The organism is Bradyrhizobium sp. WSM2793, assembly GCF_000379585.1.
In the GTDB taxonomy this organism is placed as follows: Bacteria; Pseudomonadota; Alphaproteobacteria; order Rhizobiales; family Xanthobacteraceae; genus Bradyrhizobium.
Genome location: NZ_KB902781.1, coordinates 19136 through 33421 on the forward strand (window position 1 = coordinate 19136; position 14286 = coordinate 33421).

The following is a 14286-nucleotide window of genomic DNA, read 5'->3' on the forward strand; positions in this document are numbered from 1 at the left end:
CAGCCCCGACCTTCAGTGGCCGCCAGGCTCCTCCCGCGCGGGCGTACACCGCCTCCAAGCGCCTCATTTCAGACGGATTTCAGACATGACGCAGGTCGATCACACCCGTATGGCCAACGCGATCCGCGGCCTTTCGATGGACGCCGTCGAGAAGGCGAAATCGGGTCATCCCGGCCTGCCGATGGGTGCCGCCGACATCGCCACGGTGCTGTTCACGCAATTCCTGAAATTCGACGCCACCGCGCCCGCCTGGCCCGACCGCGACCGCTTCGTGCTCTCGGCCGGCCACGGTTCGATGCTGCTCTATTCGCTGCTGTATCTGACCGGCAATTCCGAGATGACGCTGGACCAGATCAAGCAGTTCCGCCAGGTCGACTCGCTCACCCCGGGACACCCCGAGAACTTCCGTACCAACGGCATCGAGACCACGACCGGCCCGCTCGGCCAGGGCATCTCGACCGCGGTCGGCATGGCGCTCGCCGAGAAGATGCTTGCCGCCGAATTCGGCAAGAAGATCGTCGATCACCATACCTATGTGCTCGCTTCCGACGGTGACCTGATGGAAGGCGTGTCGCAGGAAGCGATCGCGATGGCCGGGCACTGGAAGCTCAACAAGATGATCGTGCTCTACGACGACAACGGCATCTCGATCGACGGCCCGACCTCGATCTCCGATTCCGTCGACCAGGTGAAGCGCTTCAAGTCGGCGGGCTGGGCCGCCGAGAAGATCGACGGCCACGATCAGGCGGCGATTGCCGACGCCATCACGCGCGCGAAGAAATCCAACAAGCCGACGCTGATCGCCTGCCGCACCACCATCGGTTTCGGCGCCCCGCACAAGGCCGGGACGTCGAAGGTGCATGGCGAGGCGTTGGGGGCTGAGGAGCTCAAGGCCGCCAAGGAAAATCTCGGCATCTCGCTCGAGCCGTTCGCGGTCGCCGACGACGCGCTGAAGGCGTGGCGTGCAGCCGGCAGCCGCGGCGCTGCCGCGCGCCAGGAATGGGAGGGCCGGCTCGGTGAGCTCGGCAGCCGCAAGCGCGCAGAATTCGAGCGCCGCCTGCGCCATGAGCGTCCGGCTTCGCTCGCCAAGGCGGTGCGCGCGTACAAGAAGGAATTGCTGGAAAAGCCGATGACCGCGGCGACCCGCAAATCCTCGGAAGCCGTGATCGAAGTCATCGCCGGCGCGATGCCGATGGAATTTCTCGCCGGCTCGGCCGACCTCACCGGCTCCAACAACAACAAGGCGAAATCGGCGACCGCGTTCTCGGCCAAGACGCCGAAGGGCCGATTCATCCATTACGGCATTCGCGAGCACGGCATGGCCGCGGCGATGAACGGCATCTTCCTGCACGGCGGCTTCGCGCCGAACGGCGCGACCTTCCTGGTGTTCACCGACTATGCACGTCCTGCAATGCGCCTTGCCGCTCTGATGGGCTCCGGCGTCGTCTATGTGATGACGCACGATTCCATCGGCCTCGGCGAAGACGGCCCGACCCATCAGCCGGTCGAGCATCTTGCCGCGCTGCGCGCCATTCCGAACATGCGCGTGTTCCGCCCGTGCGACGCCATGGAGGTCGCCGAGTGCTGGGAGCTCGCGCTCAATCGCGTGGACGGACCGACCGTGCTGGCGCTGACGCGCCAGAACCTGCCGCAGCTGCGCACCACCGCGCCGAACGACAATCCCTGCGCAGAGGGCGCCTATGAGCTGGTCGCCGCCCAGGGCGAAGCCAAGGTGACGCTGTTCGCCTCCGGCTCCGAGGTCGAGATCGCGGTCGCCGCCCAGAAGCAGCTCGCGGAACGCGGCATCGCGTCGCGCGTTGTCTCCGTTCCCTCGCTCGAGCTGTTGTTAGCGCAACCAGAGGCCAAGCGCGCCGCGATCATCGGCAACGCACCGGTCAAGGTCGCGATCGAGGCTGCCGTGCGCTGGGGCTGGGATGCCGTGATCGGCCAGGATGGCGAATTTATCGGCATGCATTCGTTCGGCGAAAGCGGCCCTGCAAAGGAGCTTTACAAGCATTTCGGCATTACCGCCGAGGCTGCAGTTAACGCTGTGCTGAAGCGCGTTAGCTGAGAGTTGAGCTTGCCGCAAAAAAGGACTACCTAGTCTTCCATATGATCAAGCACCGCCCGGCCGAACCGGGCGCCCGCCCTAAAAAACCCTCGCAGGCGCGCATAGCGCGTTGTGCGGGATGACAACGGTCATTGAAGGAGACGAAACATGGCAGTCCGCGTCGGAATTAACGGTTTTGGCCGCATCGGCCGCAACATCCTGCGGGCTATCGCCGAGTCCGGCCGCAAGGACATCGAGGTCGTCGGCATCAATGATCTCGGTCCGGTCGAGACCAACGCCCATCTGCTCCGCTTCGACAGCGTCCATGGCCGTTTCCCCGGCACCGTCACCGTCGACGGCGATACGATCAATCTCGGTGGCGGCAAGATCAAGGTGACCGCCGAGCGCGATCCCTCGAAGCTGCCGTGGAAGGATCTCGGCGTCGACATCGCGATGGAATGCACCGGCATCTTCACCTCGAAGGACAAGGCGTCCGCGCATCTGACCGCCGGCGCCAAGCGCGTGCTGGTCTCCGCGCCCGCCGACGGCGCCGACGCCACCATCGTCTACGGCGTCAACCATGAGACGCTGACCAAGGAGCATTTGGTCATCTCCAACGGCTCCTGCACCACCAACTGCCTGGCGCCGGTTGCCAAGGTGCTGAACGATCTCGTCGGTATCGAGACCGGCTTCATGACCACGATCCACGCCTATACCGGCGACCAGCCGACGCTCGATACGATGCACAAGGATCTCTATCGCGGCCGCGCGGCTGCGATGTCGATGATCCCGACCTCGACCGGCGCCGCCAAGGCGATCGGTCTCGTGCTGCCGGAGCTGAAGGGCAAGCTCGACGGCGTCGCGATCCGCGTGCCGACCCCGAACGTCTCGGTCGTCGACCTCAAGATCGTCGCCAAGCGCGCCACCGACGCCAAGGAGATCAACGCGGCGATGAAGCGCGCCAGCGAGCAGCAGCTCAAGGGCATCCTCGGCTACACCAATGCGCCGAACGTCTCGATCGACTTCAACCACGACCCGCATTCCTCGACCTTCCACGAGGACCAGACCAAGGTGCAGAACGGCACGCTGGTGCGCGTGATGTCCTGGTACGACAACGAGTGGGGCTTCTCGAACCGCATGGCGGACACCGCCGCTGCGATCGCGAAGGTGATCTAACTCCGCTCTGGCGTCCCGGACGCGATGCAGCGTGAAACGCTGCTTCGCAGATCCGGGACCCATGTCCCTCCAGCGTAGGTCCCGGTTCTGCAGCGCACCGCTCCGCGGCCAGCGCAGCGCCCGGGACAAGAGAGTGTCCCGATGTCCGCCAAATTCCGTACCCTCGACGACGTCGACGTGAAGGGCAAGCGCGTGCTGCTGCGCGTCGATCTCAACGTGCCCATGGACAATGGCCGCGTCAGCGACACGACCCGGCTCGAGCGCGTCGCGCCGACCATCACCGAAATCTCGGACAAGGGCGGCAAGGTCATCCTGCTCGCGCATTTCGGCCGGCCGAAGGGGCGCGACGCCAAGGACTCGCTCAAGCCCGTCGCTGAAGCGCTGTCGAAGGTCGTGAAGAAGCCGGTCGCTTTCGCCGACGACTGCATCGGCGAGCCCGCGGCCAAGGCCGTCGCCAGCCTGAACGACGGCGACATCCTGTGTCTGGAAAATACCCGCTTCCACAAGGAAGAGGAAAAGAACGATCCGGCCTTCGTCGCGGAGCTGGCAAAGCTCGGCGACATCTGGGTCAATGACGCGTTCTCGGCGGCGCATCGCGCCCACGCCACGACCGAAGGCCTCGGCCACAAGCTGCCGGCCTATGCCGGCCGCACCATGCAGGCCGAGTTGGATGCGCTGGAGAAGGCGCTGGGCTCGCCGACCAAGCCTGTCATCGCGATCATCGGCGGCGCAAAAGTCTCGACCAAGATCGACCTGCTCGAAAACCTCGTCAGCAAGGTCGATGCGCTCGTGATCGGCGGCGGCATGGCCAACACCTTCCTGCACGCCCAGGGCGTCGCGGTCGGCAAGTCACTGGCCGAGAAGGATCTTAGCGCCACCGCGGTGCGCATCATGGAGAAGGCGGAAGCCGCCAACTGCGCCATCATCCTGCCGGTCGACGCCACCGTTGCCTATCATTTCGCTGCCAACGCGCCCTCGCACGCCTATGGGCTCGATGCGATCCCGGCCGACGGCATGATCCTCGACGTCGGCCCGCAATCGATCGCCCGCGTCCACGCCGCGATCGACGATGCGGCGACCTTGGTCTGGAACGGACCGCTCGGCGCCTTCGAGATGCAGCCGTTCGATCGCGGCACGGTCGCGGCCGCCAGGCACGCCGCCGAGCGCACCAAGGCCAAGAAGCTGATCTCGATCGCAGGCGGCGGCGACACCGTCGCGGCGCTCAACCAGGCCCATGTGGCCGGTGACTTCACCTATGTCTCGACCGCCGGTGGCGCGTTCCTCGAATGGATGGAAGGCAAGCCCCTGCCCGGCGTCGAGGTTTTGCGCGTCAAGTAAGCCAGATCGGCGAGTAATCAGCGGCCCCGCAAGGCCCCAACGGGAGAAAAAGACAGATGGCTCGGATCACGTTACGTCAATTGCTCGACCACGCGGCGGAGAACGATTACGGCGTACCGGCCTTCAACATCAACAATATGGAGCAGGCGCTGGCGATCATGGACGCGGCCAACCAGGTCGACGCGCCCGTCATCATCCAGGCCTCGCGCGGTGCGCGCTCCTACGCCAACGACGTCATGCTCAAGCACATGATGGACGCGGTGACCGAGATCTATCCGCACATCCCGGTCTGCGTGCATCTCGACCACGGCAACGAGCCGGCGACCTGCATGACCGCGATTCAGGCCGGCTTTACCTCGGTGATGATGGACGGCTCGCTCAAGGCCGACGGCAAGACCCCCGGCGACTGGGGCTACAATGTCGGCGTCACCAAGACCGTGACCGACATGGCCCATCTCGGCGGCATCTCGGTGGAAGGCGAACTCGGCGTGCTCGGCTCGCTCGAAACCGGCATGGGCGACAAGGAAGACGGCCACGGCGCCGAGGGCAAGCTCAGCCACGACCAGCTCCTGACCAATCCGGACGAGGCCGTGAAGTTCGTCCAGGAGACCAGGGTCGACGCGCTCGCGATCGCGATGGGGACCTCGCACGGCGCCTACAAGTTCACCCGCAAGCCGGACGGCGACATTCTCGCCATGAACGTGATCGAGGAGATCCACCGCAAGCTGCCGAACACGCATCTGGTGATGCACGGCTCCTCCTCGGTGCCGCAGGACCTGCAGGAGATCATCAACGCCAATGGCGGCAAGATGAAGCCAACCTGGGGCGTGCCGGTGTCCGAGATCCAGCGCGGCATCAAGAACGGCGTGCGCAAGATCAACATCGACACCGACAACCGCATGGCCATGACCGGCCAGATCCGGAAAGTGCTCAAGGACAATCCGGAAGAGTTCGATCCGCGCAAATATTTGAAGCCGGCGATGGAGGCGATGACCAAGCTGTGCAAGCAGCGCCTCCAGGAGTTCAACACCGCCGGCCAGGCCTCCAAGATCAAGAAGGTCCTGACCACCGCCGAGATGGCCAAGCGCTACGCCAAGGGCGAGCTGGACCCGAAGGTCGCGTAAGGGCCGCAAACGCTCTCTCGTCCCCCCTCGCCCCGCTCTTGCGGGGAGAGGGCGGGGTGAGGGGCTGTTTCCGCATAATTGGTGACAATGGACTCGCGGAGAGTCCCCCTCACCCGCCGCGCTGGTGCGCGTCGGCCTCTCCCCGCAAGCGGGGAGAGACGAAGAACCCAGCCTCCCCCCTTTACCCTGCGACGAACGTTAACTCGGCAATTGCCCGAGAACGGTCTATTTTCACGGGCAAGGGCAGAATCGTTTTGGGAGGACCTCTCGATGAATCTGACTGAGCTCAACAGGATCGCGACCGCCATGGTCGTATCAGGCAAGGGTATCCTCGCCGCCGACGAATCCTCCGGCACCATCAAGAAGCGTTTTGACGCGATCGGCGTGGACTCGACCGAAGGCAACCGCCGCGACTATCGCGAGATGCTGTTCCGGTCCACGGAGGCCATGAGCCAGTATATTTCCGGCGTGATCCTGTATGACGAGACGATCTGGCAGGATGCTAAGGACGGCACGCCGCTGGTCAGGCTGATCGAACAGAGCGGCGCCATTCCCGGCATCAAGGTTGACGAGGGCACGCAGGCCCTGCCGATGTGCCCGGGCGAACTGGTCACCGTCGGGCTCGACAAGCTCGCCGAACGGCTGAAGAAATACTATGAGCGCGGCGCGCGCTTTGCCAAATGGCGCGCGGTGATCGACATCGGCAGCGGCATCCCCTCGATGACCGCGATCAGCGTCAACGCCCATGCGCTGGCGCGCTATGCCGCGCTGTGCCAGGCCGCGCAGATCGTGCCGATCGTCGAGCCCGAGGTGCTGATGGACGGTGATCACGACATCGACCGCTGCTATGAGGTGACGACCCGCGTGCTCAACAAGACGTTCCAGGAATTGCGCGTGCAGCGCGTCGCGCTCGAAGGCATGGTGCTGAAACCGAACATGGCGATATCGGGCAAGAAATGCGCAAAGCAGGCCTCCGTCGAGGAGGTCGCCGAGAAGACGATCCGGCTGCTCAGGGCCTGCGTGCCCGCGGCCGTGCCCGGCATCGCCTTCCTCTCCGGCGGCCAGTCCGACGAGGAGGCGACCGCGCATCTCAACGCCATGCACAAGCTCGGCCCGCTGCCCTGGGGCCTGACCTTCTCCTACGGCCGCGCGCTGCAGGCCGCGCCGCAGAAAGCCTGGTCCGGCAAGGCCGAGAACGTCGCGGCCGGCCAAACCGCCTTCAGCCATCGCGCGCGAATGAACGGCCTCGCCTCCAAGGGCGAATGGCAAAGTAGCCTGGAAAAGAAGGCAGCCTAGATCTTGTCGAACAAACCGCCTCCGCCGCGCCCGGCGCCGCGCCTCTATCTCGCGACGCCTGTCGTCGATGATCCCGCTTCGCTTGTGGCCGAGCTGCCGGGACTGCTGGCCGCCGCCGACGTCGCGGCCGTGCTGCTGCGGCTGAAGGAGACCGACCAGCGCACCATGATCTCGCGCATCAAGGCGCTTGCGCCGCCGGCGCAGAAAGCAGGCGCCGCGCTGCTCGTCGAGGGCCATGCCGAGCTGGTCGCGCGCGGCGGCGCCGACGGCGCGCACCTCCCCGGCATCGCCGCGCTGAAAGAGGCGCTGCCATCGCTCAAGCCCGATCGCATCGCCGGTGTTGGCGGGCTGACGACGCGGCACCATTCCATGGATGCGGGCGAGATGGGCGCGGATTACGTGCTGTTCGGTGAGCCCGATGCGAAAGGCCAGCGCCCCCAGGCGCAAGCCATCGCGGAGCGGCTCGACTGGTGGGCGGAGCTGTTCGAGCCACCTTGCGTCGGCTTTGCCATGTCGCTGCAGGAAGCCCACGATTTCGCCGCCAGCGGCGCCGATTTCGTGCTGGTCGGCGACTTCATCTGGGCCGATCCGCGCGGACCCAAGGCCGCGCTGAGCGAGGTCGACGCTGCGATCAAGAAAGCCCATGCGACGGCGCTTGCGGGCCAAGATCCTGCGGGTCAGGAGCACGGCTAGCGCCCGACATGAAGCTCCCCTGCATCACCATGCTGGCTACGCTGCTGCTCACAGTGCCCGCGGCCGCGCAGCTCCAGATTACCCCGCCGGCGACAACGCCGAGCGCGGCGCCTGAGAAGCAAAAGTCCAAGCCGCACGCGCTCACCAAGAAGAAAGAGGCCGCGCCGGCGCCGAAGCCGTCAGCTTCGCCCAAGCCGACCGCCTCGCCCAAGCCGGCGACCGTGATCCCCGCGCCTTCCACCGACAATTCCAATGTCGATCTGGTGTTCGGCGCCTATCAGCGCGGCCAGTACAAGACCGCCTTCGACCTCGCCACCGCCCGCGCGCAAGCGGGCGATCCCAAGGCGATGACCATGCTCGGCGAGCTCTATTCCAATGCCATGGGCATGCGGCGCGACTACGCCAAGGCAGCCGAATGGTACAAGCGCGCGGCCGATGCCGGCGACCGCGAGGCGATGTTCGCGCTCTCCATGCTGCGCATTTCGGGCCGCGGCGGCCCGATCGACAAGAGCGAGGCGGTCAAGCTGATGGCGTCCGCCGCCAAGCTCGGCGAGCCCAGGGCGGCCTATAACCTCGCTCTGCTCTATCTCGACGGCCAGACCCTGCCGCAGGACGTGAAGCGCTCCGCCGAGCTGCTGCGCCAGGCCGCCGATGCAGGCCTGCCCGAGGCGCAATACGCGCTGGCGACCTTCTACAAGGAAGGCACCGGCGTGCCGAAGGACCCGGAACGCTCGGTGCGGCTGCTCCAGGCCGCCTCCCTCGCCGACAATGTCGACGCCGAGGTCGAATATGCCATCGCCATGTTCAACGGCACCGGCACGCCGAAGAACCAGCCTGCTGCCGTCGCCCTGCTCCGCAAGGCCTCCCGCCAGGGCAGCGCGATCGCGCAGAACCGGCTGGCGTGGGTGCTGATCAACGGCGTGGGCACGTCCGTAGACAAGGTCGAGGGCTTCAAATGGCACCTGGTGGCCAAAACCGCCGGCAAAGGAGACCCCGAGCTCGACAAGCAATTATCCGACCTGCCGGCCGAGGACCGGGCCAAGGCGGAGGCCGCCGCCAGAAAATGGCTCGGGACCAAATGACTTGACGCAATGACTTGACCTGAGGGCCCTTGCAGGGCACCCAGTCCCCCAAACAGGCGTGATTTCCCGCCATTTCCCCCGATCAAGACCAGAGCTCATGCTGTATTCCGCCACTATCAACGTCATGGTCAAAGCCGCGCGCCGCGCCGGCCGCAGCCTCAAGCGCGATCTCGGCGAGATCGAGCATCTCCAGGTCTCGCTGAAGGGGCCAGCCAATTTCGTTTCGCTCGCCGACAAGCGCGCCGAGGAGATCCTCTACCAGGACCTCGCCAAGGCGCGGCCCGGCTACGGCTTCATCGGCGAGGAGGGCGGCACGCGCGAGGGCTCCGACAAGAGCCACACCTGGATCGTCGACCCGCTCGACGGCACCACCAACTTCCTGCACGGCATCCCGCAATTCGCGATCTCGATCGGCCTCGTGCGCGAGGGCACGATCATCGCGGGCGTGATCTACAATCCCGCCAATGACGAGCTCTACATCGCCGAGCGCGGCAAGGGCGCCTTCCTCAACGACCAGCGCCTGCGCGTCGCCGGCCGCCGCCAGCTCAACGAATGCGTGGTGGCCTGCGGCCTGCCCCATATCGGCCGCGGCGACCACGAGGAATTCCGCCGCGAGATGACCGCGATCCAGGACCGCGTCGCGGGCCTGCGCCGCTTCGGCGCCGCCTCCCTCGACCTCGCCTTCGTCGCCGCCGGCCGCCTCGACGGCTATTGGGAACGCAATCTGCAATCCTGGGACATCGCCGCCGGTATGCTGATGGTGCGCGAAGCGGGCGGCACGGTGAGTGACATCAACACGCCCGGCGATGCGCTGGTCACCGGGGACGTGGTGTGCGGGAATGAGTACGTGCACGGGGAATTGGTGAAGATCTTGCGGAAGCCGGCGTAGCAGTCGACGCGCGAGCCAATCACTCCGCTGTCATCATCCGCGAAGGCGGATGATCCAGTATTCCAGAGACGCTAGTGGGATCTGGAGAAGCCGCAGCGTACTGGATGCCCCGCCCCCGTGCGCAACTGCGCACCAGGCGGGCATGACAGTTTGCCTTACGGCTTGACCGGCGCCGGCGGACCGTAGGCCTCACCTTCCCTCACCGCCTCCGCCTCCCTGTCCCCCGCGAGCACGCGCTGCACGGAGACGAAGAACACCGGCACCATCAACAGCGCCAGGATCACCACCGCGATCATGCCGCCCATCACGATGCTACCGAGCGCCTGCTGGCTGGCGCCGCCGGCACCGTGGGCGATGGCCATCGGCAGCACGCCGCAGATGAAGGCGAGGCCGGTCATCAGGATCGGGCGGAAGCGCAGGCGGCAGGCCTCGATGGTGGCTTCCACCAGCGGCTTGCCCTCTTTCCGCAGATCCTTCGCGAATTCGATGATCAGGATCGCGTCCTTTGCCGCAAGGCCGATGATCGTGATCAGGCCGACGGTGAAATAGACGTCGTTGGGCAGGCCGCGCAGCATGGCCGCGATCACCGCGCCGACGATGCCGAGCGGCACCGTGAGCAGCACCGCGAGCGGAATGGTCCAGCTCTCGTAAAGTGCGGCGAGGCACAGGAACACGACGAATACCGACAGACCGAGCAGGAACGGCGCCTGCGAGCCCGACAGCTTCTCCTGGAGCGACTGCCCGGTCCATTCGTAGCCGAAGCCGCGCGGCAGCCGGCCGGCAAGACGCTCCATCTCGGCGATCGCGTCACCCGAGGTGAAGCCGGGCTTGGCCTCGCCGGAGATGCGCACCGCCGGATAATAGTTGAAGCCTGCGATCTGGGTCGGGCCTCGCGCCCATTCCACCGTGGCGAAGGACGAGAACGGCACCAGCTGGCCGCGGCTGTTCTTGACGTTGTAGTTGAGGATGTCCTCGGTCCGCATGCGGTCGCGGGCGTCGGCCTGCACCACGACGCGCTGCATGCGGCCGCGGTTCGGGAAGTCGTTGATGTAGTTCGACCCGAGATTGGTCGAAATCGTGTTGTTGATGTCCTCGAAGGTGACGCCGAAGGCGCCGGCCTTCTCGCGGTCGATCATGAGATTGACCACCCCGGCCTCGGGCAGGCCTTCGACATAGACCTTCTGAAGCACGGGACTGGCGTTGGCTTCCGCGATCAACTGATCGGCGGCGCGCATCAAGGCCGGATAGCCCTTCTGTCCGCGGTCCTGGAGGCGGAACGAGAAGCCCGACGAGTTGCCGAGATTGTCGATCGGCGGCGGCTGCAGCGCGGAGATTTTGGCATCGCGGATCGACGCCCCCAGATCGCGGTTGATGTCGTTGACGATCGCCGCGGCCGAATCCTTCGGTCCACGCTCCGACCAGTCCTTCAGCGTGATGAAGGCCTGCGCGGTGTTCATGCCCTGGCCGGAGAAGCTGAAGCCGGTGAGGAAGGTGACATCTTTCACGCCTGGACGTTCGGCGAGGTATTTCTCGACCTTCTCGATCACGGCCTCGGTGCGGGGATAAGAAGAATCCGACGGCGTCTGCACGTCGGTGGTGACGAAGCCCTGGTCGTCGATCGGCAGGAAGCCGCCCGGCAGGCTGACGAAGGCCCAGGACAGGCCGACGAGCAGCGCGACATAGACCAGCATCAGGCGGCCAGTCCGCTTCAGCGAGAAGCCGACGGTGCGGGAATAGCCTTCCTTGCCGCCTTCGAGCACGCGGTTGAACCAGCCGAACACGCCCCGCTTCGCATGACCGTGGCCGGCCGCGACCGGCTTGAGCAAGGTCGCGCACAGCGCCGGCGTCAGCGACAGCGCGAGGAATGCGGAGAAGCCGATCGCAGCGACCATGGTCACGGAGAACTGGCGGTAGATGATGCCGACCGATCCCGGGAAGAACGCCATCGGCACGAACACCGCAATCAGCACCAGCGTGATGCCGATGATGGCGCCCGATATCTGCGACATCGCCTTGCGCGTCGCCTCCTTCGGCGGCAGCCCCTCCTCGCTCATGATGCGCTCGACGTTCTCGACCACGACAATGGCGTCGTCGACGAGGATGCCGACCGCGAGCACCATGCCGAACATCGAGAGCATGTTGATGGAATAGCCGGCGAGCAGCAGCGTGGTGCAGGCGCCCAGAAGCGCCACCGGCACAACGATGGTCGGGATGATGGTGTAGCGGATGTTCTGCAGGAACAGGAACATCACCACGAACACCAGCACCACGGCTTCGACCAGCGTCGTCAGCACCTTCTTGATCGAAGCCTCGACCACCGGCGTGATGTTGTAGGGAATCTCGTAAGTGATGTTGGCCGGAAAGAACCGCGACAGCTCCTTCATCTTCTCTTCGACCGCGCTCGCGGTCGCCAACGCATTGCCGGTCGGCGACATCAACACCGAGAGACCGGCGGTCGGCTTGCCATTCAGGCGCGTGTTGAACTGGTAGCTGAGGCCGCCGACCTCGATGCGCGCAACGTCGCGCAGGCGCACGGTCGAGCCGTCGGCATTGGCGCGCAGGATGATGGCGCCGAATTCATCCGGGGAAGACAGCTGGCCCTTGACCAGCACCAGCGAGGAGGTGCGCTGGCTCGAGGTCGACGGCTCGGCGCCGATGCTGCCCGAGGCAACCTGCGCGTTCTGCGCGGCAATGGCCTTGTTGACGTCGTCGGCGGTGAGCCCATAGCCGACGAGCTTGGCCGGATCGACCCAGACGCGAAGCGAGCGCTCGGTCGAATAGAGCGTGGCGCGGCCGACGCCGGGGATGCGGCGGACTTCACCGAGCACGTTGCGGATCATGAAGTCGCCGAGCCCGACCTCGTCGAGGCTGCCGTCGGTCGAATTCAGCGTGATGATCTGGAGCACCGCGCTCGAGGCTTCCTCGATCAGGATACCCTGCTGAATCACCGCGCGCGGCAGGCGCGCCTCGACCCGCTTGATGCGGTTCTGCACCTCGACCGAGGCCGCGCTGGTATCGGTGCCGGGCACGAAATTGGCGATGATCTCGACCTGGCCGAGCGAGTCGCTGGTCGATTCGAAATTGAGGATGCCGGAGGCGCCGTTGAGCTCCTCCTCGATCAGGCGCGTGACGCTGTTGTAGAGGTTTTCGGGCGAGGCGCCAGGATAGCTGGTCGAGATCGAGATCGAGGGCGGCGCGATGATCGGATATTGCGCGATCGGCAGCAGCGGCACGGCAATAGCGCCGATCAAGCAGATGAACAGCGCGACCACCCAGGCAAAGATTGGCCTGTCGATAAAGAAACTCGCCATGGCGCGTTATCGCGTGAGCTTCAGGGCGTGCCGGTTGTCCGCGGTCGCGTCCGCCTCCGACCAGGATTGCGGCTTGACCTTGTCGCCGGCGGCGAACTTCTGGAAGCCTTCAACCACGACCTTGTCGCCGGCCTTCAGGCCCTCGGTGACGAACCAGATTCCGTCCTGCACCGACCCCGTGCGCACCGGCTGCACCGCGATGTGGTTGTCGTCCTTGACGACAAACACTTCGCTGCCGCCGCCGCCATTGCGCTGGATCGCCTGCTGCGGCACCGCGATCGCGTCGCTATCGAGACCCTGGTCGATGCGGACGCGGACATACATGCCCGGCAGCAGCTCGCGCTTGGGATTGGGGAACTCGCCGCGCAACGTCACCTGCCCGGTGTGGGCGTCGACCTTGGCGTCGGAGAACAGCAGCTTGCCGTCGAGCGAATAAAGCGTGTTGTCGTCGAGCACGAGGCGCACCTTGGCGGCGTCGGACGCGATACGCTCGAGATCGCCGGTCTCGAAGGCGCGGCGGAGCTGGTTGAGCTCGGTCACCGACTGGGTGAAGTCGGCGTAGATCGGATCGAGCTGCTGGATGGTGGCGAGATTGGTCTCGTTCTGCACGGCGAGCGCGCCTTCGCTGACGAGGGCCGCACCGACGACGCCGTCGATCGGCGCGCGCACGGTGGCATAATCGAGATTGAGTTTTGCCCGCGCGAGCTCGGCCTTGCGTCCCTCGACCTCGGCGTGGGCCTGACGCTCAGCCGCGATCGCCTTTTCGTTCTCGGCTTCCGGGGCGGCGCGGTCCTTGGTAAGCGCAGCGACGCGGCGTGCCTGCTGGTGCGCCTGCATCGCAGCGGCCTCGGCCTTGGCGAGCGCCGCCTCGTTGGCCAGCACCTCGACCTCGAACGGGCGCGGATCGATGCGGTAGAGCGGATCGCCTGCCTTCACCTCGCTGCCCTGGCGGAACAGGCGCTCGACCACGATGCCGGAGACGCGCGGCCGCACGTCCGAGACACGCGTCGGCGCGATGCGTCCCGGCAATTCCCGGACCACTGCGCGCGGCTGCGGCTTAACAATGACGATGCTGACGTCCGGATAGGTGGGCGGGGCGGCAGACACGGCGGAGCTGGATTCGTCGCAAGCACCAAGCAGCGGCGCCAGGGCCGCGAGCAGTATTGCAACGCATGCCGATCGCGCGCGAAGTCCTGACATGAAATGGGGTGCCCCGATATTGTTGAAACTAATCATGCTCGCGCGAGGCCCGTTCTGGGCCCTTTACACGCGGCTGATATCGCCAAAATAGAATGCATCTGCTGCGATGCAACGCATGACGCGGGCG

Annotated in this window: 10 protein-coding genes; 8 read left to right on the forward strand and 2 right to left on the reverse strand. The window is 65.7% G+C overall.

Annotated elements, in window-relative coordinates; translation table 11 throughout:
• Positions 1 to 85: 85 nt before the first annotated feature.
• The 8 genes from tkt to A3AS_RS0116650 all read left to right on the forward strand — a co-directional run bounded on the left by tkt (position 86) and on the right by A3AS_RS0116650 (position 9648).
• Positions 86 to 2071: a transketolase gene (gene tkt / locus A3AS_RS0116615; RefSeq protein ID WP_018318704.1), complete on the forward strand. Its 1986-nt coding sequence runs from the start codon at positions 86 to 88 to the stop codon at positions 2069 to 2071.
• Between the two features lie 147 nt (positions 2072 to 2218).
• Complete coding sequence (gene gap, locus A3AS_RS0116620; protein WP_018318705.1) at positions 2219 to 3226, forward strand: type I glyceraldehyde-3-phosphate dehydrogenase; 1008 nt, start codon at positions 2219 to 2221, stop codon at positions 3224 to 3226.
• 141 nt (positions 3227 to 3367) lie between these two features.
• Positions 3368 to 4564, forward strand: a complete 1197-nt coding sequence (gene pgk, locus A3AS_RS0116625; protein WP_018318706.1) for a phosphoglycerate kinase — start codon at positions 3368 to 3370, stop codon at positions 4562 to 4564.
• Between the two features lie 56 nt (positions 4565 to 4620).
• On the forward strand, positions 4621 to 5688 hold the full coding sequence (fba, locus tag A3AS_RS0116630) for a class II fructose-bisphosphate aldolase (RefSeq protein WP_018318707.1): 1068 nt from the start codon (positions 4621 to 4623) through the stop codon (positions 5686 to 5688).
• A 270-nt stretch (positions 5689 to 5958) separates the two neighbouring features.
• Entirely contained in the window at positions 5959 to 6984 is a 1026-nt protein-coding gene (locus A3AS_RS0116635; RefSeq protein ID WP_018318708.1) for a class I fructose-bisphosphate aldolase, read from the forward strand.
• A 3-nt stretch (positions 6985 to 6987) separates the two neighbouring features.
• Positions 6988 to 7677, forward strand: a complete 690-nt coding sequence (locus A3AS_RS0116640) for a thiamine phosphate synthase (protein ID WP_018318709.1) — start codon at positions 6988 to 6990, stop codon at positions 7675 to 7677.
• An 8-nt stretch (positions 7678 to 7685) separates the two neighbouring features.
• Positions 7686 to 8759 (forward strand): tetratricopeptide repeat protein, encoded by a 1074-nt coding sequence (locus A3AS_RS0116645; protein WP_018318710.1) that lies wholly within the window; start codon positions 7686 to 7688, stop codon positions 8757 to 8759.
• A 97-nt stretch (positions 8760 to 8856) separates the two neighbouring features.
• Entirely contained in the window at positions 8857 to 9648 is a 792-nt protein-coding gene (locus A3AS_RS0116650; protein WP_018318711.1) for an inositol monophosphatase family protein, read from the forward strand.
• 155 nt (positions 9649 to 9803) lie between these two features.
• Here the strand turns inward: A3AS_RS0116650 and A3AS_RS0116655 are convergent, their stop codons facing one another.
• Complete coding sequence (locus A3AS_RS0116655; RefSeq protein WP_018318712.1) at positions 9804 to 12959, reverse strand: multidrug efflux RND transporter permease subunit; 3156 nt, start codon at positions 12957 to 12959, stop codon at positions 9804 to 9806.
• A 6-nt stretch (positions 12960 to 12965) separates the two neighbouring features.
• A complete protein-coding gene (locus A3AS_RS0116660; RefSeq protein ID WP_018318713.1) occupies positions 12966 to 14159 on the reverse strand; it encodes an efflux RND transporter periplasmic adaptor subunit in 1194 nt (397 codons plus the stop codon).
• Positions 14160 to 14286 lie beyond the last annotated feature (127 nt).